Origin of the sequence: Dokdonia sp. Asnod1-B02, assembly GCF_045063955.1 — a bacterium.
In the GTDB taxonomy this organism is placed as follows: Bacteria; Bacteroidota; Bacteroidia; order Flavobacteriales; family Flavobacteriaceae; genus Dokdonia.
Window position 1 is genome coordinate 1,210,610 of record NZ_JBEFNW010000002.1, and the last position, 23,470, is coordinate 1,234,079.

The 23,470-nt window shown below is 38.5% G+C and carries 21 protein-coding genes; 5 read left to right on the plus strand and 16 right to left on the minus strand.

Annotated elements, in window-relative coordinates; all coding sequences use genetic code 11:
• Nucleotides 1-238: 238 nt before the first annotated feature.
• The 3 genes from ACJJVU_RS05525 to ACJJVU_RS05535 all read right to left on the minus strand — a co-directional run bounded on the left by ACJJVU_RS05525 (nt 239) and on the right by ACJJVU_RS05535 (nt 2,953).
• A complete protein-coding gene (locus ACJJVU_RS05525) occupies nt 239-1,528 on the minus strand; it encodes a tetratricopeptide repeat protein (RefSeq protein ID WP_405223107.1) in 1,290 nt (429 codons plus the stop codon).
• Between the two features lie 77 nt (nt 1,529-1,605).
• On the minus strand, nt 1,606-2,229 hold the full coding sequence (locus ACJJVU_RS05530; protein WP_298328713.1) for a hypothetical protein: 624 nt from the start codon (nt 2,227-2,229) through the stop codon (nt 1,606-1,608).
• Nucleotides 2,230-2,248: 19 nt separating this feature from the next.
• The gene (locus ACJJVU_RS05535) at nt 2,249-2,953 is read right to left on the minus strand and encodes a DUF4331 family protein (protein ID WP_405223110.1); all 705 of its coding nucleotides are present in this window, start codon (nt 2,951-2,953) and stop codon (nt 2,249-2,251) included.
• Between the two features lie 173 nt (nt 2,954-3,126).
• On the opposite strand from ACJJVU_RS05535, the gene ACJJVU_RS05540 reads away from it, so the two are divergent.
• The 3 genes from ACJJVU_RS05540 to ACJJVU_RS05550 all read left to right on the plus strand — a co-directional run bounded on the left by ACJJVU_RS05540 (nt 3,127) and on the right by ACJJVU_RS05550 (nt 6,985).
• A complete protein-coding gene (locus tag ACJJVU_RS05540) occupies nt 3,127-3,660 on the plus strand; it encodes a hypothetical protein (protein WP_405223113.1) in 534 nt (177 codons plus the stop codon).
• 193 nt (nt 3,661-3,853) lie between these two features.
• A complete protein-coding gene (locus ACJJVU_RS05545; RefSeq protein WP_405223116.1) occupies nt 3,854-4,555 on the plus strand; it encodes a Bax inhibitor-1 family protein in 702 nt (233 codons plus the stop codon).
• Nucleotides 4,556-4,753: 198 nt separating this feature from the next.
• On the plus strand, nt 4,754-6,985 hold the full coding sequence (locus ACJJVU_RS05550) for a transglycosylase domain-containing protein (protein WP_405223119.1): 2,232 nt from the start codon (nt 4,754-4,756) through the stop codon (nt 6,983-6,985).
• Here ACJJVU_RS05550 and rpe read toward each other — a convergent pair.
• Together rpe and ACJJVU_RS05560 are read right to left on the minus strand one after the other, a co-directional pair.
• Entirely contained in the window at nt 6,982-7,644 is a 663-nt protein-coding gene (gene rpe / locus ACJJVU_RS05555; RefSeq protein WP_405223122.1) for a ribulose-phosphate 3-epimerase, read from the minus strand. The two genes, ACJJVU_RS05550 and rpe, sit on opposite strands and share 4 nt — an antisense overlap.
• Before the next feature lie 285 nt (nt 7,645-7,929).
• Complete coding sequence (locus tag ACJJVU_RS05560; protein ID WP_013751400.1) at nt 7,930-8,793, minus strand: RNA polymerase sigma factor RpoD/SigA; 864 nt, start codon at nt 8,791-8,793, stop codon at nt 7,930-7,932.
• 359 nt (nt 8,794-9,152) lie between these two features.
• Between ACJJVU_RS05560 and ACJJVU_RS05565 the strand changes: the two genes are divergently transcribed.
• Nucleotides 9,153-9,434 (plus strand): twin-arginine translocase TatA/TatE family subunit, encoded by a 282-nt coding sequence (locus ACJJVU_RS05565; RefSeq protein ID WP_013751401.1) that lies wholly within the window; start codon nt 9,153-9,155, stop codon nt 9,432-9,434.
• A gap of 62 nt (nt 9,435-9,496) precedes the next feature.
• Here the strand turns inward: ACJJVU_RS05565 and ACJJVU_RS05570 are convergent, their stop codons facing one another.
• The 9 genes from ACJJVU_RS05570 to kynU form a co-directional block, all read right to left on the minus strand.
• Nucleotides 9,497-10,138, minus strand: a complete 642-nt coding sequence (locus tag ACJJVU_RS05570; protein ID WP_405223126.1) for an O-methyltransferase — start codon at nt 10,136-10,138, stop codon at nt 9,497-9,499.
• Between the two features lie 131 nt (nt 10,139-10,269).
• A complete protein-coding gene (locus ACJJVU_RS05575; protein WP_405223129.1) occupies nt 10,270-11,358 on the minus strand; it encodes an amidohydrolase family protein in 1,089 nt (362 codons plus the stop codon).
• An 84-nt stretch (nt 11,359-11,442) separates the two neighbouring features.
• Nucleotides 11,443-12,222 (minus strand): SDR family oxidoreductase, encoded by a 780-nt coding sequence (locus ACJJVU_RS05580; RefSeq protein ID WP_405223132.1) that lies wholly within the window; start codon nt 12,220-12,222, stop codon nt 11,443-11,445.
• A 58-nt stretch (nt 12,223-12,280) separates the two neighbouring features.
• Nucleotides 12,281-13,723 carry an aldehyde dehydrogenase gene (locus ACJJVU_RS05585; protein WP_405223135.1) on the minus strand — a complete coding sequence of 481 codons (1,443 nt, stop codon included), beginning with the start codon at nt 13,721-13,723 and terminating at the stop codon, nt 12,281-12,283.
• A gap of 172 nt (nt 13,724-13,895) precedes the next feature.
• A complete protein-coding gene (locus ACJJVU_RS05590) occupies nt 13,896-14,192 on the minus strand; it encodes a GIY-YIG nuclease family protein (protein WP_405223137.1) in 297 nt (98 codons plus the stop codon).
• A 174-nt stretch (nt 14,193-14,366) separates the two neighbouring features.
• Entirely contained in the window at nt 14,367-14,819 is a 453-nt protein-coding gene (locus tag ACJJVU_RS05595; RefSeq protein ID WP_298352069.1) for a RidA family protein, read from the minus strand.
• A gap of 15 nt (nt 14,820-14,834) precedes the next feature.
• Nucleotides 14,835-16,235, minus strand: a complete 1,401-nt coding sequence (locus ACJJVU_RS05600) for an FAD-dependent oxidoreductase (protein ID WP_405223141.1) — start codon at nt 16,233-16,235, stop codon at nt 14,835-14,837.
• A 49-nt stretch (nt 16,236-16,284) separates the two neighbouring features.
• Nucleotides 16,285-16,902: an FMN-binding negative transcriptional regulator gene (locus ACJJVU_RS05605; protein WP_405223143.1), complete on the minus strand. Its 618-nt coding sequence runs from the start codon at nt 16,900-16,902 to the stop codon at nt 16,285-16,287.
• Nucleotides 16,902-18,164, minus strand: coding sequence for a kynureninase (kynU, locus tag ACJJVU_RS05610; RefSeq protein WP_405223146.1), 1,263 nt, complete (start codon nt 18,162-18,164; stop codon nt 16,902-16,904). The genes ACJJVU_RS05605 and kynU overlap by 1 nt, the downstream gene beginning before the upstream one ends.
• Before the next feature lie 340 nt (nt 18,165-18,504).
• Between kynU and ACJJVU_RS05615 the strand changes: the two genes are divergently transcribed.
• Nucleotides 18,505-19,146, plus strand: a complete 642-nt coding sequence (locus tag ACJJVU_RS05615; RefSeq protein WP_298328661.1) for a 7-carboxy-7-deazaguanine synthase QueE — start codon at nt 18,505-18,507, stop codon at nt 19,144-19,146.
• A 59-nt stretch (nt 19,147-19,205) separates the two neighbouring features.
• Here the strand turns inward: ACJJVU_RS05615 and ACJJVU_RS05620 are convergent, their stop codons facing one another.
• On the minus strand, nt 19,206-20,084 hold the full coding sequence (locus tag ACJJVU_RS05620; protein WP_405223149.1) for an aspartyl protease family protein: 879 nt from the start codon (nt 20,082-20,084) through the stop codon (nt 19,206-19,208).
• A 249-nt stretch (nt 20,085-20,333) separates the two neighbouring features.
• On the minus strand, nt 20,334-23,318 hold the full coding sequence (gene secDF, locus ACJJVU_RS05625) for a protein translocase subunit SecDF (RefSeq protein WP_405223152.1): 2,985 nt from the start codon (nt 23,316-23,318) through the stop codon (nt 20,334-20,336).
• Between the last annotated feature and the right edge of the window lie 152 nt (nt 23,319-23,470).

Genomic DNA, 23,470 nt, shown 5'->3' on the forward strand with positions numbered 1-23,470 from the left:
TAAACAAGCAGGATGATGACTGCTTTTGTGTGTAGGTTATATACTATTATGTGTGATTTGCGCTTAAGGAGAGGTGATAAAGCTAACTTGACTTATAAGTCATAAAAAAAGCGTCTTACTCAAAAGAGTAAGACGCTCATACAAACAAAATCAAAAACTATCCAACCATTAATAGTTTTCTAATAACCTTACTATATCTACGTAAAACATTGTGAAGCGGTTTCATAGATTGATAAAATTATAAATTTTGTATTTCTTTATAGGTAACAGGTCCTAGTTCGAAGCTTGTTTCTAGTAATTCTTCTTTGATAGGCGCTAGCTCATTTTTCATATCAAGAGCTTTATATATTTGTGCTGTGTGAAACTGCGCCATAGGCTCATGCGTTTTACCAATTACATGTTCTTGAGTTATGCTTAAGGCTTTTTCATAATCTCCATTTCCATAATAAGCATGTGCTAGTAGGTCATAAGACATAGGAGTGGGTCTATTGTTTACTTCCTTTTGAGCTAGGGTTATAGCCTGCTGTGATGTCTCAGGCTTGCTTGCATATATTTCAACTAGGTAGGCTCCATACATATCTCCGTAACTTGGATTTGAAACTCGGGATAAAAAGTTGTTTAACGCTTCTCTGGCGCTATCTTCATCACCAGTGCTTTCATAAATTTCTGACTTGAGAAGTTTATAATCTGGGCTTTTACTATCTCTTTCTATAGTTTCAATTATGCGTAAAGCTTCAGTAGGATTGTTTTCATAGGAGTATGCAATCCAGGCAATTCCTTTTTTTGCGTAAGCATTACTAGGATCAATTGCTAGTGCTTTGAGATAATGATTGTAAGCATCATTAATTCTTCCAGCATGACCGTAATAGTCTGCGAGATTTGTGTAAACCCACACTTGTAATCCCTTTTGCTTACTACTCTCTGCAATAGCTTTTGCAGCTTCCATGTGCTGGATCGTTTTGTCAAGATTTCCTTTGTAGTCTTCCAGTTTCCCAAGTCTAATCAAGTAGTTGTAGTCTGAGAAGTCTGTTTCTTTTGTTAGGATTTTTTCGGCATTTTCATAATCACCTAGTTCCATTGCTACATCAAAGGCAACTAGATTAATTGCTTTAATTTCTCCACCAGCAATCACGCGAGCACTATCAACGAGTGCTTTTGCTTCTTTAAAACGGTGCTGAGTGATGTAGTTTTGTGCTAATGCTAGCAGTTTACCGTCCTTGCCTATGTTTGTTACTAGCGCAGATCTTGTGAGGTTTTTTTCTGCATCTTTGAGTTGCTCTATAGATGCATTAAGTTGAAAAATCTTCGTCTGCATTCCTGCACTTTTAGATAGTTCAATGAGTTGGATGCTATCTTTTTTTATTCGTTCATTCCAGAAGCTTAATTCTTTTTCTGCTTTTGCAATCTCTTTCGAATTACTTGTTTGCAGGTATTCTTCATAATCTGCTTTATTGAGGATTTTTTCATCCTCATTTGAGCAAGAGATAAAAAGGGCGGTTGTGAGTAATAATAAGGTTATATATTTCATAAGATCAATTGGTTTTATGTAAAAAGGGTCTGAAAAATTCAGACCCTTTTTTAAGCTAATTAAAAATAATCAAATTTTTATTGTGGCCCTACTAGGTAAGGAAATGAAGTAGATCCTGTCGCACCTGTCCCAGCGCTTACGTTATCTGTAACTAAAATTGGTAAATCAGGTGTTCCATCATTGTCAAGATCTTGTCCATTGTATTTATCTCCATTATTTCCTCCGAAAAGTAAAATTAAAGATACATCTACAACATCATCACTAAGCGTACGACCTGTAAGAACATTTGTTCCATCAAAATACGTAGTAGGTGCATCTGGTGCTACCTGTAATACATCTTGAGCTAATATCGTTGTAAGCGTTGGAGCGTCTAGACCTAAAATGTTTGTTTCATATTCAACTCCGAATGCACCGTGTAATGCTACAGCTTTGTCAAGGAAGGCTTGTTGAAATCCTGCAACCATCTCAGAAGGGATTGTTGTGTTGAAGCTATTTTTAGCTGCGCTATCTCCTCCTAATACAGTATTAATTGCTGCACGTCCCATTTGATCTTGTTGAGCAAATGTTCCAGAAAAGTCAACTTCTGTAGGCGTTGGTACTGGATCAATTGTGATAGGTGTGTTATCGTCGTCGTCGCTACATGATACAACTCCTGCTAGAAGAACTGCTGCAAATAGATATTTTATATTTTGTAATTTCATGATATATGTCTTTTAACTATTATTGTTTTGTTTTTGCTTCAACCCAAGTATTCCAGATTTCAACACCTGTTCCAGCTGGATGCGCAGAAGTACCACCTAATAATGTGTTAGGAACTTCAACCACTACAGAAAGTACATTTGTTCCTTCAAAAGGATCAGAAGCATTTTCAGCAGTTTGAAAACCGCCATTTGGTCCAGTCGTTCCTGTAAAGTCTCCTGCAGGGTTTCCTACAACAGCATTAAAAGTTGTAAAATCAAAGAAAAAAGGATCTGCTCTTAATCCAGCAAATATTTTAATTCCATCAGTTGTAGTCATTGTGATTGCATCAGCTCCAGTAGAGATATCTACAGATCCTATAAGAGCACTTTCGTCAATTGTACTGTTAAGTCCAGTTGAAGAAATTTCATAAGGTCCAAAGAAATACATTTTTCCGTCTCTTGGAATTGCTTGTATTACTCTATCCTCTACTAGATCACCGTCGTTGTCTATGTTGAACTCAACAAGAACGTTCTCGTCAAACTCAGCCTCTCCAGCTAGTGAACTTTGTACGTTTGCTGCAAATACGGTGTTACTTGAATTCTCAGCACTTTCAAATGCGAAGTAGTCAGTAATGTCTGCGGTTGTTCCGCCTACTGCAGGAGCATCTAAGTGATCGGCTGCGATAAGTGCACCTACTCCAAGTAAGACAGCACCTGCGATTAGAATTTTTGGTAATTTTTTCATTGTTGTATATTGTTTATTTGGGAACACTTACGCAGTTAAGAATCGCAAGGTTTCTATTAAGACGTTAAATTCTTGTTAAGAGAAAAATATCTAAAACCAAAACACAAGGTTGTTATTACATATATTAGCGTCCGTAAATAAGTAATAATATAAAAGAAACTATATATAAGATTATGAATACCATATTAGGAATAGGAAGCAGGATAGACCATAACATGCTAGGTAAAGGAGTAATTACAAATGTCACTTCAGAGCTGTACTGGGTTACTTTTATTGACGGAGGACTCGAGACTATAACACTAGATGATAATTTTGAAGTTATAGAAGCAATAGAAGGTGAAGTGGATAGTGTGAGTATGTATGAGGTAGAAAAAACCTTTAGAGATTTACTCAAGAGATATAGCGACATATCTGAGGTGGTGCCTATAGCAGATAAGTGGAGAGGAGGAACAATGACACTATCTCCAGAGGATAGTAACTTGTCATCAAAGGATATTTCGATAGAAAGCTTTTTCCATAAAATTGTGATGGTGCGCGACCGTGTGCGCGTGATGGAGCAAAAGATTAATGCTAGTAAAACACTTGATGATCAAGATAAAATTGATCTCCAGCAGTACATTACTCGTATTTATGGTAGCCTTACTACCTTTAATGTGTTGTTCAAGAATTCGTCTCAAAACTTTAAAGGCGCTTCTTCTAAGAAGTAACTGCTGAGGTAATTTGATACAGCAGACTATTTATAATATAAGTACGCTTTCGCGAAAGCAAAAAATAAATACATCCCGATAATTATATAAGATACGTCTCTAAGATGTCTACAATATTTAATTTTTAGGAACAGCGTATTTTTAGTTTGTTTACATTTATACATCACTTTCAAAACTAAAAATAATAACATCAATGGAATCATATCAACCACAAATAGTACCAGTAAGTGCATTGTCTGATGAGCGCCGAGTGGCATTTTATCGCAAGACATACACCTATGTAGCACTTGCAGTATTATTATTCATCATCACCGAATACTTGTTTTTTCAATCACCAGTTATTGTGAATTTTGCTTTATCTCTTACAGGTGGCTGGAGCTGGCTATTATTGTTAGGTGCATTTATGTTTATTACAAACTATGCAGAAGGGCTAGCACTTAAGTCCAGAGATAAAAACCAGCACTATTTGGCTTTAGGGATTTATGTAGTTGCAGAGGCTTTTATTTTTATTCCGCTACTTCTCATGGCATTCTCTATGATAGATGGAGTAGAGATTTTACAAAAAGCTGCCGTGATGACCATTGCATTATTTGCAGGATTATCTGCAGTTGTGATCCTTACTAAAAAAGACTTTTCTTTCTTACGATCTATACTTGCCATCGGTTTCTTTCTAGCAATAGGCCTTATGGTTGCAGGACTTCTCTTTGGATTTGACCTCGGCTTATGGTTTAGTGTTGCTATGGTGGGACTTGCGGCTGGATCTATATTATATACTACTTCAAGTATGGTGCATAAATATGATGAGGAGCAATACGTGGCTGCGGCTTTAGGTTTATTTGCATCTCTGATGTTATTATTCTGGTATATTTTGAGAATTTTCATGTCAAGAGATTAAGGTCTCTCAATTACTAAATTTTAATGCGTACTTTCCTAGATAATAGGAGGTGCGCATTTTTTTATGCAGTCATGTGGGAATTTACAATTCAATCTAATAAACTGAGGTCATTTGTATAGTTATAAAAGTAAGGTTAAGGCAATTTGGTTAAAAATTAAAGCCAAACCTTTTAGAGCAATAAGATATGTACTGGTCGGCATGATCGGATTGTTTGCAGTATTCTTATTGAGTATTTACATAGGTGTATTTGGAAAAATACCAACAGCCGACTATCTCAAGAAGCTTAAAAACCCAGTTACTTCTACATTATACGATGCTAGAGGCGAGTCTATTGGTTTTTACTTTTTGCAAAACAGGTCAAATGTAGATTTAGCACAACTTCCAGAAGCGCTTAAAAATGCCCTAGTTGCCACCGAAGATGCTCGTTTTTATGAGCATGGAGGTATAGATTATAAAAGCTATGGTCGTGTATTTATAAAATCTATTATTTTAGGTCAGAATGCAGGCGGAGGTAGTACGGTAACACAGCAGGTCTCAAAGAACATATTTGGACGAAAAAAGCAGTTTTTTCTCAGTACTCTTGTAAATAAATTTAGAGAACTCTTTATTGCTAGAAGGCTAGAGTCTGTGTATAGTAAAGATGAAATTTTATTACTGTATTTTAATACAGTGTCTTTTGGGGAAAATATATACGGGATAGAAAAAGCATCTTTACGTTTTTTTAATAAACCTCCAGAGCAATTAACCATTACAGAGAGTGCTACGCTTGTAGGATTACTCAAAGCACCTAGCTATTATAGTCCGCGCAATCATCCAGAACGTGCAGAACGCAGGCGTAATACGGTTTTAAATCAAATGGTAAAGTATGGTTTCCTTAGCGATGAGGAGAAAATAGAAGCTCAAGTACCTCTAGCAATCAATTATCAAGCAAGTAAAAAGCAGTCCTCATTTTCCACCTATTATAAAAACTTTGTGGAAGCCGAGTTTAATACGTGGGCGCAACAGCACCCAGCTCCAGATGGTCATATTTATAATCTACACACGGATGGATTAAAGATTACTACGACGCTCAATAGTTCGATACAGAAAAGCTCAGAAAAGGCGCTACAAAAACAAGTAGAACGATTACAAGTATTAATGGATAAATACTGGGCAGCTACCACTACAGAAGGAGGGAAGGAAGCTCTTTTAGATAAAATAGTCCAAGAGCAAACAGCTGTAAAAAGAATGAAAGCAAAGAATGCTACAGCAGGCTCTATCACTGAGTTTTCTATGAAAGTTAAGGAGCGTGACTTCTGGAATATAGGTAAAGGATATGAACCAAGGCTTCAGTCTTTACGTGACTCCATAGCTACAAGTCTTAATAGATTACACGCAGCAATGTTTACTGTAAATAGTAGATCTGGTGCCATTTTAGGATATGTGGGAGGGATAGATTATGGTTTTAGTCAGACAGATAACGTGGTGACTAAAAAACAAGTAGGTTCGACTTTTAAACCAATTACTTATCTAGCTGCTTTAGAGAGAGGACAAGATCCATGTAATTATTATAATAACACCTTAATGACTTATAAGCAATATGAAGACTGGAGGCCTAAAAATGCTAGTGGTCGTTATGGGGGAAGTTATAGTATGCACGGAGCGCTTGCAAATTCTGTAAATACAGTATCTGTACAATTACAGCTTAATGTAGGTGTAGATAAAGTAATAGAACAAGCAAGAAAAATGGGTATCACTACCACTCTACCAGAAGTACCAAGTATCGTGCTTGGTACTGCAGAGCTTACCTTATTTGAAATGGTTACTGCTTATGCAAGTATTGCAAATGGTGGGGCAAGTATACAGCCTTATGCAATACAGCGCATAGAAGATGAGGATGGTAATGAATTATACAAACATACTTCTACTGGTGGAAAGCGTATAGCAAGTGTTCAGCATGTAAAGGAATTACAGAAAATGATGGAAGAGGTAATTACAGAAGGAAGCGCCTCAGGAATGAAAAATTATGAAATAGGTTATAATCTCATAGGTAAAACCGGTACTACCCAAAATAATGGGGACGGCTGGTTTATAGGTGCTTCACCAGAAATTGTAGTAGGAGCGTGGGTAGGGACAAGAGATAAGAGAGTGCACTTTGAAAAAACCTATCACGGCTCTGGTGCAAATACGGCAATGCCTATGGTAGCATCTGTATTTAAAGGACTGAGCTCTTGGAAATCACCCATGCTCACAAATTTTGAATACGATTTTGACTATTTTCCATGTCCTTCGTTTTTAGAAATGGATGCGACAGAAGCAAAAACATTTGCACAATTAGATACGACGTACTTATATAATCTTAGAAGAAAGGATACGCTCATAATTGATGAGGTATTTCCTGTCATTCAAGATACAGCAAAGGTTCAAGTAGTTGATATTATTGTTAATTAGCGAGCTGCAATATCTTTAAGTTCTTTGATCGTTTCCGTAGGATTGGATGATTTAAAAATAAAGCTTCCAGCTACAAGTACATCTGCTCCAGCTTGAACCAACTGCGCAGCATTTTTATCACTTACACCGCCGTCAATTTCTATGAGCGTAGGAGCATTTTTCTTTGTGATTAGAGCCTTAAGAGCAGCAACCTTATCATAAGTGTTTTCTATAAACTGTTGTCCTCCAAATCCTGGATTTACACTCATCATACAAACTAAGTCTATGTCTTGTATAACATCTTCAAGATGGCTTACAGGCGTGTGTGGGTTAAGAGCTACACCAGCTTTCATCCCAGCAGCTTTAATTACTTGTAGTGTTCTGTGTAGGTGAGTACATGCTTCGTAGTGCACGGTGAGTATGTTTGCTCCTAGATCTGCAAAGGTTTGTACGTAACGATCTGGTTCTACAATCATCAAGTGCACGTCTATAGTTTTTTTAGCGTGCTTTGCAATATCACGTAGTACGGGCATTCCAAAAGAAATGTTAGGTACAAAAACACCATCCATAATATCAATATGAAACCAGTCTGCTTCACTAGCATTTATCATCTCAATATCACGTTGAAGGTTTGCAAAATCTGCAGCAAGTATGGATGGGGCAATGAGCGTGGTTGACATATAATAGATGTTTTATGTAAAGATATGATTCTCTTCTAAGGTATGAAGATGGAGAATCAAGTTTTGTAACCCAGAATATATAAAATGAAAAATCCCCGGTAATCAGCCGGGGATTCATTCATCAATCAAAAAACGAACAGTTATGATAAACTGTTGTTGTCATTATTAAGTCGCCAGTGGCGTTAATTACATTTTTGTATTACAAAGATACCAAATCTTTTCACTGTAAAAAAACCAAGAGCATTGGCTATTGGTTTTAACACATTATCGGTGAAAATGATAAGCTTATCCTAAATAAGTCTTAAGAATCTTGCTACGTGAAGTATGTTTTAATCTACGGATCGCTTTTTCCTTAATCTGTCTCACTCGCTCACGAGTAAGATCAAAAGTTTCTCCTATTTCCTCAAGCGTCATAGGCTGTTGATCTCCTAAGCCAAAATAAAGTCTAACCACATCTGCCTCACGTGGAGTAAGTGTTTCAAGAGCACGTTCTATTTCTGTCTTAAGGGATTCATGTAGTAGTTCGCGATCAGGGTTTGGTGATTCACCAGAGTTTAAGACATCATACAAGTTTGAGTCTTCTCCTTCTACTAGAGGCGCATCCATACTTATGTGACGTCCAGAGTTCTTTAGAGATTCCTTTACATCATTAATAGACATGTCTAGCTCTTTGGCAATTTCCTCAGGGCTAGGTGGGCGTTCGTTTGCTTGTTCTAGAAAAGCAAAGGTTTTATTAATTTTATTAATAGACCCAATCTTATTGAGAGGTAAACGTACAATACGTGATTGCTCTGCTAGTGCTTGTAAGATAGACTGGCGTATCCACCATACTGCATATGATATAAATTTAAAACCACGCGTTTCATCAAAGCGCTGTGCAGCTTTTATAAGCCCTAAGTTACCTTCATTAATAAGATCTGGAAGGGTAAGTCCTTGGTTTTGGTATTGTTTTGACACAGAAACTACAAAACGTAAATTTGCTTTAGTAAGCTTCTCTAGAGCACGATGATCACCAGCTTTTATACGCTGTGCTAGTTCCACCTCTTCATCTGCCGTGATAAGGTCAACTTTACCGATTTCTTGTAAGTACTTGTCTAAGGATGCGGTCTCACGATTGGTGACCTGCTTAGTAATTTTAAGCTGTCTCATAGGGTTGTAATGAACTAGGGTTTGTCTATTATAACTGTTATACGCAGCAAAGTTGCAAAATGTTACAAAAAACTTAAAGTTTTTTTTAAATGATTTTTAAGTTATAGCTTATGCAACTTGTTAAATTGACATAATTATCTATTAATTAATCATTTGCGATTTTTTAGTAATCCTTACATAGCGTGATTTATGAGGTGCTAGCTATTATTTCTGAGAATGTGTTGTCATTAAGCGTTACGTGTGAATAGTTACGCTTTCGCGAAAGCGTATTTAATACTCTTAAAACAATCGCATATAGTTTGTTATTATTCCATTTGAAAGTTTTTAAACTACTGCGCTATTAAATACCTTTGTTATCTATGATAAGCTTACCTCTATTTATTTCTGGTGCCGAAATTGCCTTCATTATTTTTATAGTGATTATGGTTTTTGGTGCAGACAAAGTTCCAGAAATCGCTCGCGGTTTAGGGAAGGGCATGCGCCAACTTAAAGACGCTACAAATGATATCAAGTCAGAAATCACAAAAACTGCCGAAAGAAATGATATCGACTTAGACCTTACTAAGGATATTAAAAAGGAGATTGATAAGGCTAAGGAGGATATTAATGATATTACTGGTCCTATCAAGAGATCTCTATAATGCTAGACCAATCTCAGCATTGAGATCATAATGTATATTCCTTAATAGCTTAAGAATAAAATTTATAAAACACGGCTTACCGTAAGACCATCTCTTATAGGTAGTAATACCGTTTCTACTCGAGGATCTTCATTGAGAAGTATGTTATAATCTAATAACACCTTTGTATCCACATCTTTTTTCTTAAGTGGTTCAACCACTTTACCACTCCATAGTACATTATCAGACAGGATAATTCCGCCAGGATTCATCTTATCTATTATTGTGTGAAAATAATTAATGTAGTTGCGCTTATCTGCATCTATAAACACCAGGTCAAAAGTAGTGTCAATGGTTGGTATGATATCTAGTGCTTGACCTAGATGCTGTATAATTTGTGATCCGTAAGGCGAAGCGTCAAAATGCTTACGCTGGAAATCTTGCATCTCTTCCTTAATATCAATGGTGTGAAGTGTTCCGTTATCTTGAAGTCCTTCTGCCAGACATAGCGCACTATAACCTGCAAAAGTCCCTATCTCTAAGATGCTCTTAGGATTTACTAATTTTGAAATCATGCTAAGCACACGACCTTGGTAAGCTCCAGAAAGCATACGTGGTTGTAGTATTTTTTGATACGTTTCCTTTGTGAGTGCTTTGAGATGTGCTGGCTCTTGAGCCGAGTGTGCTACAACGTAGTCGTCTAGATTTTCTGGTAAAAAGTGCATAGAATATTTACTTCTGTAATAGAGGTGTGTAATGGGTATGTGGTAACGGCTGTAAATGTAATAATCTTATCGATCACGGTCGTACTCACTCTTTAAAGGATTATAAACATAGCGTTCAAAACGCTGCTCCTTTATTCCTTTAAAATACGTTTTCTAAAGGCTTCTTTACGTTTCTCATCATCACCATAAAGCCATCTCACAACATTATCATCCCAGATAGCATCATATTCTGCCGAGTTGACGATCTTGCGTTCGAGAGCAAGGTCAAGTATTTTACCAGGATAACTACTTTGGTTGGCACTTTCCATTTCTCCCAGTGGGTAAGGATCGTCAAGGCCCATCACAACTTGCTTGGCTCCTTGATTTTCAATAACCATCTGCAAGCTGTTAGTGTCATGCACTAAGGTGTCAAAAAAGATGTTAGGGTGTCCCACAGATTTACGAGGGTGCGTTTTTCCTTCAAAAAGATCTGGCCTTCCATCAAAACCTTGAATTCTACGACCTAAATTTATTTGTGCTAGTTGGCCTCCATGAGCAAAGCATACTCTCATGCCTGGATATTTATCTGGATAACCATTAAGCGTTAGAAAGTGGTAAGCATCTGCGCATTGAGCAAGCATCCATATAAGATGAAAACGCCAACTTGTATTTTGTAATTTTATGAATTTCTCGCCGTCATACGGGTGAATTTCTACGGCAAGATTATATTTACTCGCAAGTTCAAAAATAGGTTCATTTTCCTCGTCAAAAATACAACGCCACGTCCCAATGGTATCCATGTAGTGCGTAGGAAGGCATAATAAATCCATGCCTAGCACTTCTACACATCGCTCTATCTCCCATAGTGCGCCTCTCACAAAACCTGGATGCACTACAAACCCTGTGGTAAACTTATCTGGGTGATCTTGCTGTACTCTTGCATTAAAGTCGTTTTGAAACTTCAATGCTTTCTTCATTTCCTCTAGACGCAGTCCGTTTCCATAAAGTTGCGAGAGGTTAAGTACCACCGCGTGATCTACCTTGTTGCGCTCCATCCATTCAAGCTTTTCATGAAGGAAAAAACTAGAATCTGTAACGGGTCTGCTCCAGTCTTTTTGAAGCATAAATTTACGATCCTTGTCTACCCAAAAAATCCCTTTGTCTTTCATAAACTGAGGAATCTCCTCTGGATAGGGAAGTAGGTGAGAGTGGCCGTTTATACGAAGTTTCTTTTTGGTCATTGTAAATGCTCACAGGTGTGAGTACTATTAGTTAGTTCTTAAATGTACAAATTATAGATTGGCTTAATAATAAATACTTTTTTATTACAGCGATTTAGTGCGTCCTCCATCTACAGGGACATTTATTCCATTAATAAATGAAGCGGCTTCACTAGCAAGAAAAACAATAGCATTTGCTACCTCTTCTGGCTTTGCAAAACGTTTTGCTGGTGAAGCGTTTGCCATAGTTTGCGATACCTCTTCTATAGATTTTCCGGTCTTTTTTGCCTTGTTTTCTATAATCTCAGAGAGTCTGCCAGTAGCGGTTGCGCCAGGAAGTACGTTGTTTACGGTGATGCCGTATTGCCCTAGCTCATTTGCCATTGTTTTACTCCAGTTTGCCACGGCACCACGTATCGTATTACTCACGCCTAGACCATCTAGCGGTTGCTTTACAGAGGTAGAAATCACGTTAATGATACGTCCATATCCTTCGGCTTTCATCCCTGGAAGTACGGTTTGTGTTAATAGATGATTGGTTTGTAGGTGTTGTGTAAACGCTTTCGCGAAAGCGGTAACATCTGCATCCACAATAGGTCCACCTGGAGGGCCACCCGTGTTATTGATTAATATGTGATACACATTGCCCGTTGCCGAAACAGCAGCTGCCACCTCCTGCGGACTTGTAAAATCTGCCACCACATAGCTGTGCTTTTGTAAGCCGTTATTAGGTAACTGAGCGATAACTTTTTTGAGCTTTTCTTCTGTACGAGCAGCAAGGGTTACGTTTGCACCTTCTTCTGCTAGACCCATTGCGGTTGCTAGTCCGATCCCTGCTGTAGAGCCACAGACGAGGGCGTTTTTATTAGTTAGGTTTAGTTTCATAGTATGTGATTGCGAGCGTAGCGAAGTAATCTGTCCGAGTGAGCTCTGATTTTATTTTCTAATTATATTTTATACAAACATTCTTTGCCTCAGTAAAAAATCGGAGTGCTTCAAAGCCGCCTTCACGGCCTACGCCGCTAGCTTTCACTCCGCCAAAGGGTGTGCGCAAATCTCGATTCATCCACGTATTCACCCAGACAATACCAACTTCAAGTGCATTGCTTAAACGCATTGTTCTGTCAAGTTGCTGAGTCCAAACTGTTGCAGAGAGTCCGTATTTTGTTCCGTTTGCTAGTGCAAGGGCTTTTTCTTCGGTGTCAAAGGGCATTATTGTCACCACAGGTCCAAAAATCTCTTCTTGGTTAAGTTTGCAGTCATTACTGTCCACCTCAATAACCGTAGGTTCTAAGTAATAGCCATTCTCATATCCTGCAACGGTTACTCGCTTACCACCACAAAGGACAGTGCCTCCGTAAGTCTGTGCATTGTGAATATAATCTTCTACTTTCTCAAGATGTGATTTTGAAACGAGTGCTCCTAGGTTTGTGCTTTTTTGTGATGGATGTCCCACGACTAACTCCTCGACTTTTGAAATGAAATCATTTTTAAATTGGGCATAAATAGATCGCTCTACAAAAATGCGACTTCCACAGAGACAGATTTGCCCTTGATTTGCAAAGGAGCTTCTCACGGTTGTGGCAAGCATATCTTCATAATTACAATCGGCAAAAATGAGGTTGGGGTTTTTACCACCTAGTTCAAGTGATAATTTTTTAAACATAGGTGCACACGTCTTTGCGAGATGCGCTCCCGTTTTTGTACCTCCCGTAAAACTTATCGCCTTGATATCTTTATGTTCTAAAATAGCTTGTCCTGTTGTGTGTCCCAGTCCGTGTACAATATTGAGAACACCAGGAGGAAGTCCGGCCTCCGTACAAATCTCACCTAGCAGGTAGGCCGTCATAGGAGTGACTTCACTAGGTTTTGCAATCACACAATTACCAGCGGCTATAGCAGGAGCGATTTTCCAGGTAAAGAGATACAGCGGTAAATTCCACGGACTTATGCATCCCACCACGCCTATGGGTTTACGCAGGGTAAAATTCATTGCGTTCATTCCCACACTCTCGTGACTCTCTGCCGAAAACTGAGTGATCGCATTTGCAAAAAACCGAAAGTTACTCGCCGCCCTAGGAATATCTACAGCCATTGCTAGTGAAACCGGTTTCCCATTATCGCGACTCTCGGCTTGAGCGAGTTCTTCAAGTTTAGCTTCAATGCCACTTGCAATGTTCATCAAGATGCGACTGCGCTCATCAAGTGTGGTGCTGGACCACTGCGGGAATGCCGCTTTCGCGAAAGCGGTAGCTTCCTCAATATCTTGCGCACTACTATTAGGAATCTGCCCATATACCTCGCCAGAAGCTGGCTCATAATTATCTAACCAATCATTTAATGCTGGGTTTTTATAGTCGCCGTTTATGTAGTTTTTGATGTTCATTATCTTTTTTATCAGTTGGATCTCTACATTTTTCTCCTGTCAGTTCGAGCGCATTCGAGTTTCCCTGTCAGTTCGAGCGCAGTCGAGAACTAATTCTGGTTCTGGCTCTGAATTTCTCCTGTCAGTCCGAGCGCAGTCGAGTTTTCTTTGTCAGTTCGAGCGCAGTCGAGAACTAACTGTCAGGATTATATTTAAAATGACTCGCATTCCTACATTCTGCTAAAGCCTGAATCATATCGTAATCTTCAGATGCGAGAGCCAATTTCTTCTTTGAACTCCATTTCTTGAGTTTCTTTTCAAAGGCAATAGCCTGCTCTATATCATTAAACACTTCGTCCCAAATCAATGTAACTGGGCGACGCTTGTATGTGAAGCTACTCTTATTTCGTCCTTGTTGATGTTCTTCATAACGTCTTGCTATATCATTTGTAACACCTGTATAAATCAGGTTGTCATTGCATTTGAGCATATAGACGTAATAGGTTTTCATTAGGTTAGGTTCATTGAGTTCTCGACTGCGCTCGAACGGACATCTTCTCGACTGCTTTTGAAATGACGTCATTTCGGCTTTTTCTTGAAAAGACATCTTCTCGATTGTTCTTTTAAAGAAGTCTTCTCGACTGCGCTCGAAGGGACATTGCTTCTATTTTTCAATCGGCTTATAAGCCATCACCTTAATCTCGACCACTAGATGTGGGTGTGGTAACTGGTGTACGGCTACGGTGGTTCTTGCAGGGCCAGTTTCTTTATTAAAAAACTCTCCGTAGGCTTCGTTGTAACCGCCAAAATCATTCATATTTACAAGAAACGATGTGACATCTACCACATCTTCCATCGTGGCATTTGCGGTTGCGAGTGTTTTCTTGATGTTTTCTAGTACGGCTCTGGTTTGCTCTTTGATATCAAGGTGCATCGTACCCATCTCGTCTATCACGTGTACGCCAGCAAAAGTATTATCTGCTTTTCGGCTGCTGGTGCCCGAGACAAATAGAAAGTCTCCAGCTCTTTTAATATGAGGATAAGCTCCTCTAGGTGTCACTTTCTTTTCATTAAAAGGATCGCCTTGTAAACGTAGGTCTAAATCTTTATCACTCATAAGTATATGATTTTGTTATATGTTTCCGGCTATGGCATCGTCGTGCAAGATGTCTTCTGTAGCCTGTTGTACTTTTTTTAATTTCGCTTTAAGCGAAAGAGAATCAGGTAGCAATCCGTCTTCCAGTAGGTTTAAAATAGCCTTGTTTTGTGCTCTACCGCGGGTCATTGCCTCTTTGTATCCTATCGCCTCGTTGAAAGTTACTAAACTATATTTTGAGTAATACTCCGTAGGAAATTCTTTCTCAAATTGTGTCTCTAGCTTTCTCTTTTCTTGAAACATAGGGTGAGCCGTGTGTTCTTTCATCTCGTGAAAGTTATCTACGGCAAGGTCTGCAATGGCATCTGTATCTGGTTTTCTGGTTTTTTCAAATTCTTTGAAAACCTTCTCCCATCCTTGATCGCCAAATGCATCTAGCGTCTCGTCAAAAACTACCACATCTTCAAAACTAGCATTCATCCCTTGCCCATAAAATGGAACAATGGCGTGTGCCGCATCTCCTAGTATACACGTTTTTCCAAAGGCGCTCCACGGGTGGCATTTTATAGTACCTAGCGGCCCTACAGGATTTTCTTCATACTCTTTTACCAGTTCTGGCATCATAGGGATAGCGTCTGGAAACTGTCTTGTAAAGTATTCTGTAATTGCAGCTGGGCTATCTAGCGATGCAAAACTATCTGGTGCATCTTCATAATCTATAAATAGCGTGACAGTAAAACTCCCATCTAGGTTAGGTAAAGCAATGATCATATCACGACCACGTGGCCAGATGTGTAAGGCATTTTTTTCGGTACGGTAACCGCCATTTTCGGCAGGAGGAAAGGTGAGTTCCTTATAACCGTGACCTAAGTAATCTTGCGAGAAGCTGAATAAAAAGTCACGACTCATATACATACTCTTACGCACTGCAGATCCTGCACCATCTGCTCCTAGAATAATATCTGCAGTGATGGTTTGCTCTTCTTTTGTGTGATAATCTGTAAAGGTTGCCGTAGCTTTTTTAAGATCTACGTTTGTGCACGCCTGGTTAAAGTGAACTTGTAAGGTGTCATACTCATCTGCGGCATTGAGTAGCATAATGTTGAGGTCTGTACGTGAGATAGAATTTATGTATTCATCTGTACGTCCAGAATATGGGCTAAAAAGGGTGTTGCCTTCTTTGTCGTGCAACATCCTTCCATTCATAGGGATGCACAAATCCTTTACTCGATCCTCAAGACCTACAAGGCGTATTCCCTTTAAACCTCTATCTGATAAGGCGAGATTTATACTTCTACCAGCATCTTGATGTACGGCTCTTAGGTCTGGGCGCTTTTCCATCAAGGTGATTTTATAACCACGTTGCGCCATACGTAATGCTAGAAGCGAACCGCAAAGGCCTGCGCCTATAATGAGTATGTGTTCTTGTTTTGCCATATTATATTGTGAGTACTAGCGTGATCTCTCCGTTAGTACTGTTTGAATGTTATTTATTTCTCAAGCACTCCATTTCGTCTGCGACGGCTTTGTCGTTTGGAGTTCCATTTTCGCGTAAGCTAGATACTACAGCAGCGTGATTTTTATCGTTTCTGTTTTGTGACATCTTTTTTACAGCTTCAACACTCGTAATTTCAATCTCAAATGCCACGACGCCGTTTATTTGTCGCAATGTCTTTTCAGAAAGCGCATCCATATCGATAGGTTTTTTTTGCGGTGCTTCATACTTATCCATCAATGCTTTGATGGATTTATAAGCACCCTCCTTATCTAGTAAACGCACAATACCTCTCACTTGTACGGCCGTATAGTTCCAAGTGGATACTTCTTCAAAGTCGTACCAACTAGCCGAAATATAACTGTGAGGTCCATTAAAAATACAGAGCGCCTCTGCGCCATTTTTGAGGTGAGCAACTTGCTCATTCATTTTTGAGATGTGTGCGTGTATGATTTCGGTGCCGTCTGGGCGTTTTGATAATTCTAAAGGGATGTGTGTCGCACACGATTTTCCATCAAGATTTGTGACAAGGATCCCAAAAGCATTCTCTTTTAAGAAACTGCGTATCTCTTCTGGGTTTTCATTTTTATAAATCTCAGGGATATACATTACAGTATCTTTTTGAGTCGTTCTACCATTTCAAATACGTCTTGATAACTATTGTAAAGCGGTGCTGGAGCGACGCGTATTACATCTGGCTCACGCCAGTCTGAGATGACTCCTGCTTCGGTTAGTTTTTTGTGTAAACTCTTATCGGCATTTTTTACTTGAATACTTAGTTGGCACCCACGTTGCGCTGGATCGCTAGGTGTGATAATAGCGATATGCTCATTGTTGAGTTCGTTTACTAAGAACTCCAGGTAACCAGTGAGTTTTTCAGATTTTGCACGTATGTTGCTCATACCAGCTTCCTCAAAAATATCTAAGCTCGCTTTTACAGCTGCCATACTGAGGATAGGAGGATTTGATAATTGCCAGCCTTCGGCAGTTGGAATTGGGTCAAAGCCTTTGCGCATATTAAAGCGTGTGTCCTTATTTTGTCCCCACCAGCCCGTAAAGCGCTGTATGTTTTTATCTGTATGGTGGCGCTCGTGTACAAAGCATCCACCTAGACTTCCTGGGCCGCTGTTGAGGTATTTATATGTACACCACACGGCAAAATCTGCACCGCTCTCGTGTAAGTCTGGCATAATATTACCCACGCCGTGTGCAAGGTCAAAGCCTACTTTGCTGCCGTTGTTGTGACATAAATCAGTGATTTTTTTAATAGGGTAGCACTGTCCAGAATAATAGTTTGTGTTACCAATTAAAAGAAGCGCAACGCCGTCGCCGTGTTCTTTTACAAGTGCTTCTAGGTCTTCATAACGGCATAATTCTTCTCCTTCTCGAGGTTGCCATAGTATAAGGCTCGTCTCTGGATCGTATCCACGCTGGCGTATCTGACTTTCTACCGCATACTTATCTGATGGAAAAGCGTCGCTTTCTATAATGATTTTATGACGTGATGGCGTAGGATTATAAAACGAAACCATCATCAAGTGAAGGTTTGTCGTGAGCGTATTCATTATCACTACCTCACTAGGTTTTGCACCTACGATGTGTGCCATAGGTTTTGCGAGTTCCTCGTGATAAGACATCCACGGAGTTTCTTCTTTAAAATGCCCTTCAACACCCAGATTTGCCCAGTCATTGAGTTCTTGCTCGATGTATTGTGCGACAGATTTTGGCTGGCAGCCTAGACTGTTTCCGCAGAGGTAGATAAGTTCGTTATCCTCTTTGTCTACTGGTATGTAGAAGCGGTCACGGTACTCTTTAAGTGGATCTTTTTCATCTTGCGCTTTCGCGAAAGCGAGATTGTTTTCATACTTCATATAGCCTGTTTTCTTGAAGAACTATTGCTTGTCTAAAAATAATGATTTTAAGGGAGAAATGTTCATTACAACAGTAGGAAGCGCTTTCAAAAACTACGATAGTTAGGTGAGTGTAATTAAGTTTTTTCGCCGAAAGAGAGTTGTGAGTTATTTTTAAAAAAAATACATATTATGCACTTACGAGATGTTAGTCTTAGTGCTATTTGTGGCAATGCATATCGCGGTTACGCTTTCGCGAAAGCGTAATTAAATCCAACCTATACGCAACATATGTTAACCTCAAACAGACTCTCACAATGGATGGTTTTAAATCTAGTTGTATTCTTTATCTTTGCACGCTATGACAAAACAGGCCTTAGATTCATTACAAGCACAAATAGACCTTGGTGAGATGCTTCCGCTTATGGAAGAATTTTACACCATACAAGGAGAGGGATTCCATAAAGGAACGGCTGCCTACTTTATACGAGTGGGCGGATGTGACGTGGGTTGCCACTGGTGTGATGTTAAGGAAAGCTGGGATGCTGCGATTCATCCTCCTACAAACGCAAATACCATTGCCGAAAATGCAGCAAAGTATTCTGATACTATAGTTGTAACAGGTGGTGAGCCGCTTATGTGGGATATGAACCCGCTTACTCAAAAGTTAAAGTCACTAGGTCTTACGACTCATATTGAGACTTCTGGTGCTTACGAGCTTTCTGGTGATTGGGATTGGATCTGTCTTTCTCCTAAAAAGCTAATGCTACCTAAAACGTCTGTTTTAGAAAAAGCAAATGAGCTAAAGGTGATTATCTTTAATAAATCTGACTTTGATTTTGCAGAGAAACACGCAGAGCAAGTAGGGGAGGACTGTATTCTATACTTGCAACCAGAATGGTCTGTGCGTGATAAAATAGTGCCGCTCATTGTAGATTACGTGATGAAAAACCCGAAGTGGAAGGTGAGCTTACAAACACATAAGTATTTAAATATTCCTTAAGAAACTACACGAGATCGCTGATTTTTAGTAAGAAGTACTTAGTTACTTGTTTTAATGCCTTATTTCTGGACGATAAACTTCTTATTTTTCATATCTATAGTGATGATCTCACCTAGCCAATTAACTCCCATAATACCCTCATAAATAAGACCTTCTACAAATGATACCTTAATATCGTTTACAGAAGTATTTTTGGCAATGTTGCTCAATGAATCTAATGTGGCATAGTAAAAAGTATTTCCGCTTTCGGGTTTAAATGAGCTATTTTTGTACTCACTTTTTAAATTGTCCGCTACTAGCCCGAGTGTATCTATATATCTAGAGTTAAATCGATATACATTAAAACCAGCACCACTGTCAATATTTACTAGTAATGAAAGTTTATCATTTATTAAGACATGTGTTGCGATACCTATAGTAATATCTTTATCATTATGAATGAGTAAAGGCATTTCAAAATCTTGATTATCTACTCGTACCTGTAATGATGTTGAAGATTCTATAGTTAATCTTTTGTTTTTAAAGTCTATAGTGATCTGATTAAGTAAAAAGGGAGTGAGGGATATAAGTCCATCTAGAGGAAACTCAAAATCATAAATTGCAAACTTTTCATTATCAAGTACTAAACCACCCAGATTAAGAGATTCTCCTATGTGAATATCAGAAACTATTTCTTCGCCTGTTGCACGATGACCAGTATGGAAGTGTTGAGTTTTTTTAAGATCAGTGATTTTATCTGCAAATTTTTTTGTGAGTAAATTCATTCCTGCTCCAGTATCAAAAATAAAATTCCCATTAATTCCGTTTATTGTTGCAGTGATGATAATATGACCGCCAGCTGTTTGTGTAAATGGTATATGAATAGGCTTCTCGGGTAATTGTTGAGAATAAGCTACTGAAGTAAATATTATAATAAGGAGTAGAAGCGTGTTTTTCATAATTATAGATCTGATTACATTACAATGACGATAAAAATTTTAATTTATTACATTAAGGTTTGACTTGTTTTTTTTAATTCTCCATTATAAGCTTCTTAGGTTTTTATTATTATGATAAATGAATTGTAAATAGCTATGTCCGTTTTCGCGAAAGCGTAATTATAAAATTTTCTAAGAACCTCGGACATATTAGATATAAAAAAAACCCGCTACTTAAAAGTAACGGGTTTTTTTGTAAAAATATTAGGTTTAAGCTTCAAGCTCTTCCTCTTCTTTTTCTTCCTTTAATCCTTTCTTCTGTACTGTGTCAAACATTACAGGAGTTGCGATAAATAGTGAAGAATATGTACCTACGATTACACCTACAATAAGTGCAAACATTAATCCTCTAATAGATGGAGCTCCTAAGAAGAAGATCGCTAGAAGTACGATTAACGTAGTTACAGAGGTATTAAGCGTACGGCTTAATGTACTGTTAAGTGCTTGGTTAATTAATTTACCAAATCCTCTAGTAGATCCGTGTTCTTTAATATACTCACGTATACGGTCAAAAACTACCACGGTATCATTCAGAGAGTAACCAATTACGGTAAGAATTGCCGCAATAAAGTTCTGATCTACCTCCATGTCAAATGGCATGATGTTTTTCAAGACTGCAAATACTCCTAACACTAATAATACATCATGGAAAACTGCAGCTACAGCTCCAAGAGAGAATTGCCATCTACGGAAACGTAATAAGATGTATAAGAATACTACGATTAATGATCCGATAACTGCAAAAAGTGCACCTTTCTTAATATCATCTGCAATCGTAGGTCCTACCATATAGTACTCCATTTTTCCTACTTGCTTATCATCTGTAGACTTTGCAAATGCTGCATACGTCATTCCAGTAGGTAAGTAAGGAGTAAGTGAAGTAAATAATTGTTGCTCAACCTGAGCGTCAATATCTGTACCTGTCTCATCGATACGGTACTTTGTAGTAATCTTTAATTGATTATCTGCTCCAAAAGTTTTTACATCTGCACTTCCAAAATCTGCAACAAGTGCATCTTCTACTTCTTGTGCATTCATAGGTTGATCAAAACGTACAGTATATGTACGACCTCCTACAAAGTCAATACCAGTATCAAGGCCGCCAGTAAGTAAAGCAGCAAGACCACCTACGATAAGTACACCAGAGATAGCATAAGCAATTTTACGTTTTTCTAAGAAGTCGATATTGTTATTTACAAAAAGACCTTTAGTCATAGAAGTAGCAAACTCAAGTGATTTTCCATTCTTACCATATCCATCAATGAATAAACGAGTAATGAAAATTGCACAGAATAATGAAGTTGCAATACCTATCATAAGTGTAGTTGCAAATCCTTGTACTGGTCCTGTTCCAAATAAGAAAAGGATAAGTGCCGTTAAGAATGTAGTGATGTTTGCATCAAGAATAGATGAAAGTGCGTTGTTGAAACCATCTTTAATCGCATCTTTTTGAGATTTTCCTTTACGTAGCTCTTCTTTGATACGCTCAAAGATAAGTACGTTTGCATCCACAGACATACCTATAGTAAGTACGATACCTGCAATACCAGGAAGTGTAAGTACAGCTCCAAGACCTGCAAGTACTCCAAAGATGAAAAGGATGTTTACTACAAGAGCAATATCTGCAAATCCACCAGCTTTACCATAGTAAAATACCATCCATACTAATACTAGTGCTAGTGCGATAAGGAATGATAAGATTCCAGAATCAATAGCTTCTTTACCTAATGATGGTCCAATTTCTTCTGCTTGAATAATCTTTGCAGATGCAGGAAGTCTACCTGCGTTTAATACTGTTGCAAGATCCTGTGCTCCTGCTACTGTAAAGTTTCCAGAGATTTCTGTCGCACCACCTTTAATCTCTTGACGAGCTGATGCTGCAGAGTATACATTTCCATCTAGTGCAATTGCAATAGCGTTTCCTTTTTGTGCAACTTCGCGAGTCATTTTTGCCCACTGGTTTACACCTTGTCCTTCAAAATCAAGACCTACAGCAGGTTGTTGAGTTTGTGTAAATTGCTGGCGTGAGTCGTTTACAACATCACCGTCCATGTATGGAGCACCTTGTCTGTTAGACTCAAGTGCATAAAGTGCTACGATATCTGCTCCTTCTTCTTCAGGAACTCCCCAAGCAAACTTTGCATAACGTAAAGTCGCTGGACGCTGCTTTATAACCGATGGGTTTCTTAAGTAAGAGTTGATAGTTGCTGTATCTTTTACAGCAGCAAATCCTATAGTTGGAGTTGCGCTATTTTGAACCGCTAGTTGGTTAGGGCTAAATATTTTGAAAAGTGGTCCAAAATCTTGTTCTGCCTCTTCCTCATCTGCATCTTTAAGTAAATCAGATACATTATCATCAAGAGTACTGTCTTGAGCTACTGCAGCTTCTTGCTTCTCTTCATTACTAGCAACAAGTCCACGTAGTGTTTCATTTGCTCCTATTAAGTAGTTGAGTGCATCTCCAGCATAGTGAGTTTGGTAAAACTCCAATTGTGCTGTCTTTTCAAGAAGACCTCTTACACGGTCAATATCTTTTGCTCCTGGAAGCTCAACAAGAATACGTCCATTATCTCCTAGAGACTGGATGTTAGGTTGTGTTACTCCAAATTTGTCAATACGATTACGTAACGTTTCAAAAGCAGAACCTATTGTTTCTTTGATTTCTGTTTCAAGAACACTAGCAACTTCTGCGTTGCTCATTCCTGTATCTACTTTTTCATTAAGAATTACGTTTGCAAAGATATCTGGAGACGCTAGTTGTCCTCCTTGCGCTTCAAATGCAGATACGAAATCTTCGAAGTATGTGTTCTGGCTATCTTTTTGTGCCTCATCTGTAGCATCTAATGCAGCTATAAAAGCTGGATCTGTACTATTATTAGAAAGACCACCTAAGATATCACGGATAGAGATCTGAAGGATTACGTTAATACCTCCTTTAAGATCCAGTCCTTTGTTAAGTTCTTTTTCCTTAGCATCATTATAAGTGATACCAGCAAAAATAGGATTTGCTCCTATACTATCTAAGTATGCGCGCTCTACCACATCCTGCATGTCTGCATCTTCTGGTGCTTGAGAGATCGCGTAAGCCTTAGCTTCGTCTTCTGTTTTGTTTGTGAAATACGTAAATGATAGTTGGTATAAACATACCAGACCAAAAATTATCGCAAAAAATCTAATGAGTCCTTTGTTTTGCATTTTAGTGTGTTTGTATCAATATAATAAACAGCACATCGGTGTGTGATTATCATGTTGAAATTAATGTAAAGTGATTGGTATTGTAATCTGTGGGATTGCTTTTGTGATAAAAGCAATTAGCTAGAGCAAGTCTTGCATTAGCTAATGTTGTT

Coding starts and splice junctions, on each gene's coding strand:
- ACJJVU_RS05530 (WP_298328713.1), bottom strand. CDS start 2,229: ATGAAATTACAAAATATAAAATATCTATTTGCAGCAGTTCTTCTAGCA.
- ACJJVU_RS05615 (WP_298328661.1), top strand. CDS start 18,505: ATGACAAAACAGGCCTTAGATTCATTACAAGCACAAATAGACCTTGGT.
- ACJJVU_RS05565 (WP_013751401.1), top strand. CDS start 9,153: ATGATAAGCTTACCTCTATTTATTTCTGGTGCCGAAATTGCCTTCATT.
- ACJJVU_RS05570 (WP_405223126.1), bottom strand. CDS start 10,138: ATGCACTTTTTACCAGAAAATCTAGACGACTACGTTGTAGCACACTCG.
- ACJJVU_RS05550 (WP_405223119.1), top strand. CDS start 4,754: ATGATCGGATTGTTTGCAGTATTCTTATTGAGTATTTACATAGGTGTA.
- ACJJVU_RS05600 (WP_405223141.1), bottom strand. CDS start 16,235: ATGGCAAAACAAGAACACATACTCATTATAGGCGCAGGCCTTTGCGGT.
- ACJJVU_RS05585 (WP_405223135.1), bottom strand. CDS start 13,723: ATGAACATCAAAAACTACATAAACGGCGACTATAAAAACCCAGCATTA.
- ACJJVU_RS05575 (WP_405223129.1), bottom strand. CDS start 11,358: ATGACCAAAAAGAAACTTCGTATAAACGGCCACTCTCACCTACTTCCC.
- secDF (WP_405223152.1), bottom strand. CDS start 23,318: ATGCAAAACAAAGGACTCATTAGATTTTTTGCGATAATTTTTGGTCTG.
- ACJJVU_RS05590 (WP_405223137.1), bottom strand. CDS start 14,192: ATGCTCAAATGCAATGACAACCTGATTTATACAGGTGTTACAAATGAT.
- ACJJVU_RS05540 (WP_405223113.1), top strand. CDS start 3,127: ATGAATACCATATTAGGAATAGGAAGCAGGATAGACCATAACATGCTA.
- ACJJVU_RS05560 (WP_013751400.1), bottom strand. CDS start 8,793: ATGAGACAGCTTAAAATTACTAAGCAGGTCACCAATCGTGAGACCGCA.
- ACJJVU_RS05535 (WP_405223110.1), bottom strand. CDS start 2,953: ATGAAAAAATTACCAAAAATTCTAATCGCAGGTGCTGTCTTACTTGGA.
- ACJJVU_RS05545 (WP_405223116.1), top strand. CDS start 3,854: ATGGAATCATATCAACCACAAATAGTACCAGTAAGTGCATTGTCTGAT.
- kynU (WP_405223146.1), bottom strand. CDS start 18,164: ATGAAGTATGAAAACAATCTCGCTTTCGCGAAAGCGCAAGATGAAAAA.
- ACJJVU_RS05580 (WP_405223132.1), bottom strand. CDS start 12,222: ATGAAACTAAACCTAACTAATAAAAACGCCCTCGTCTGTGGCTCTACA.
- ACJJVU_RS05605 (WP_405223143.1), bottom strand. CDS start 16,902: ATGTATATCCCTGAGATTTATAAAAATGAAAACCCAGAAGAGATACGC.
- ACJJVU_RS05595 (WP_298352069.1), bottom strand. CDS start 14,819: ATGAGTGATAAAGATTTAGACCTACGTTTACAAGGCGATCCTTTTAAT.
- ACJJVU_RS05620 (WP_405223149.1), bottom strand. CDS start 20,084: ATGAAAAACACGCTTCTACTCCTTATTATAATATTTACTTCAGTAGCT.
- ACJJVU_RS05525 (WP_405223107.1), bottom strand. CDS start 1,528: ATGAAATATATAACCTTATTATTACTCACAACCGCCCTTTTTATCTCT.
- rpe (WP_405223122.1), bottom strand. CDS start 7,644: ATGTCAACCACGCTCATTGCCCCATCCATACTTGCTGCAGATTTTGCA.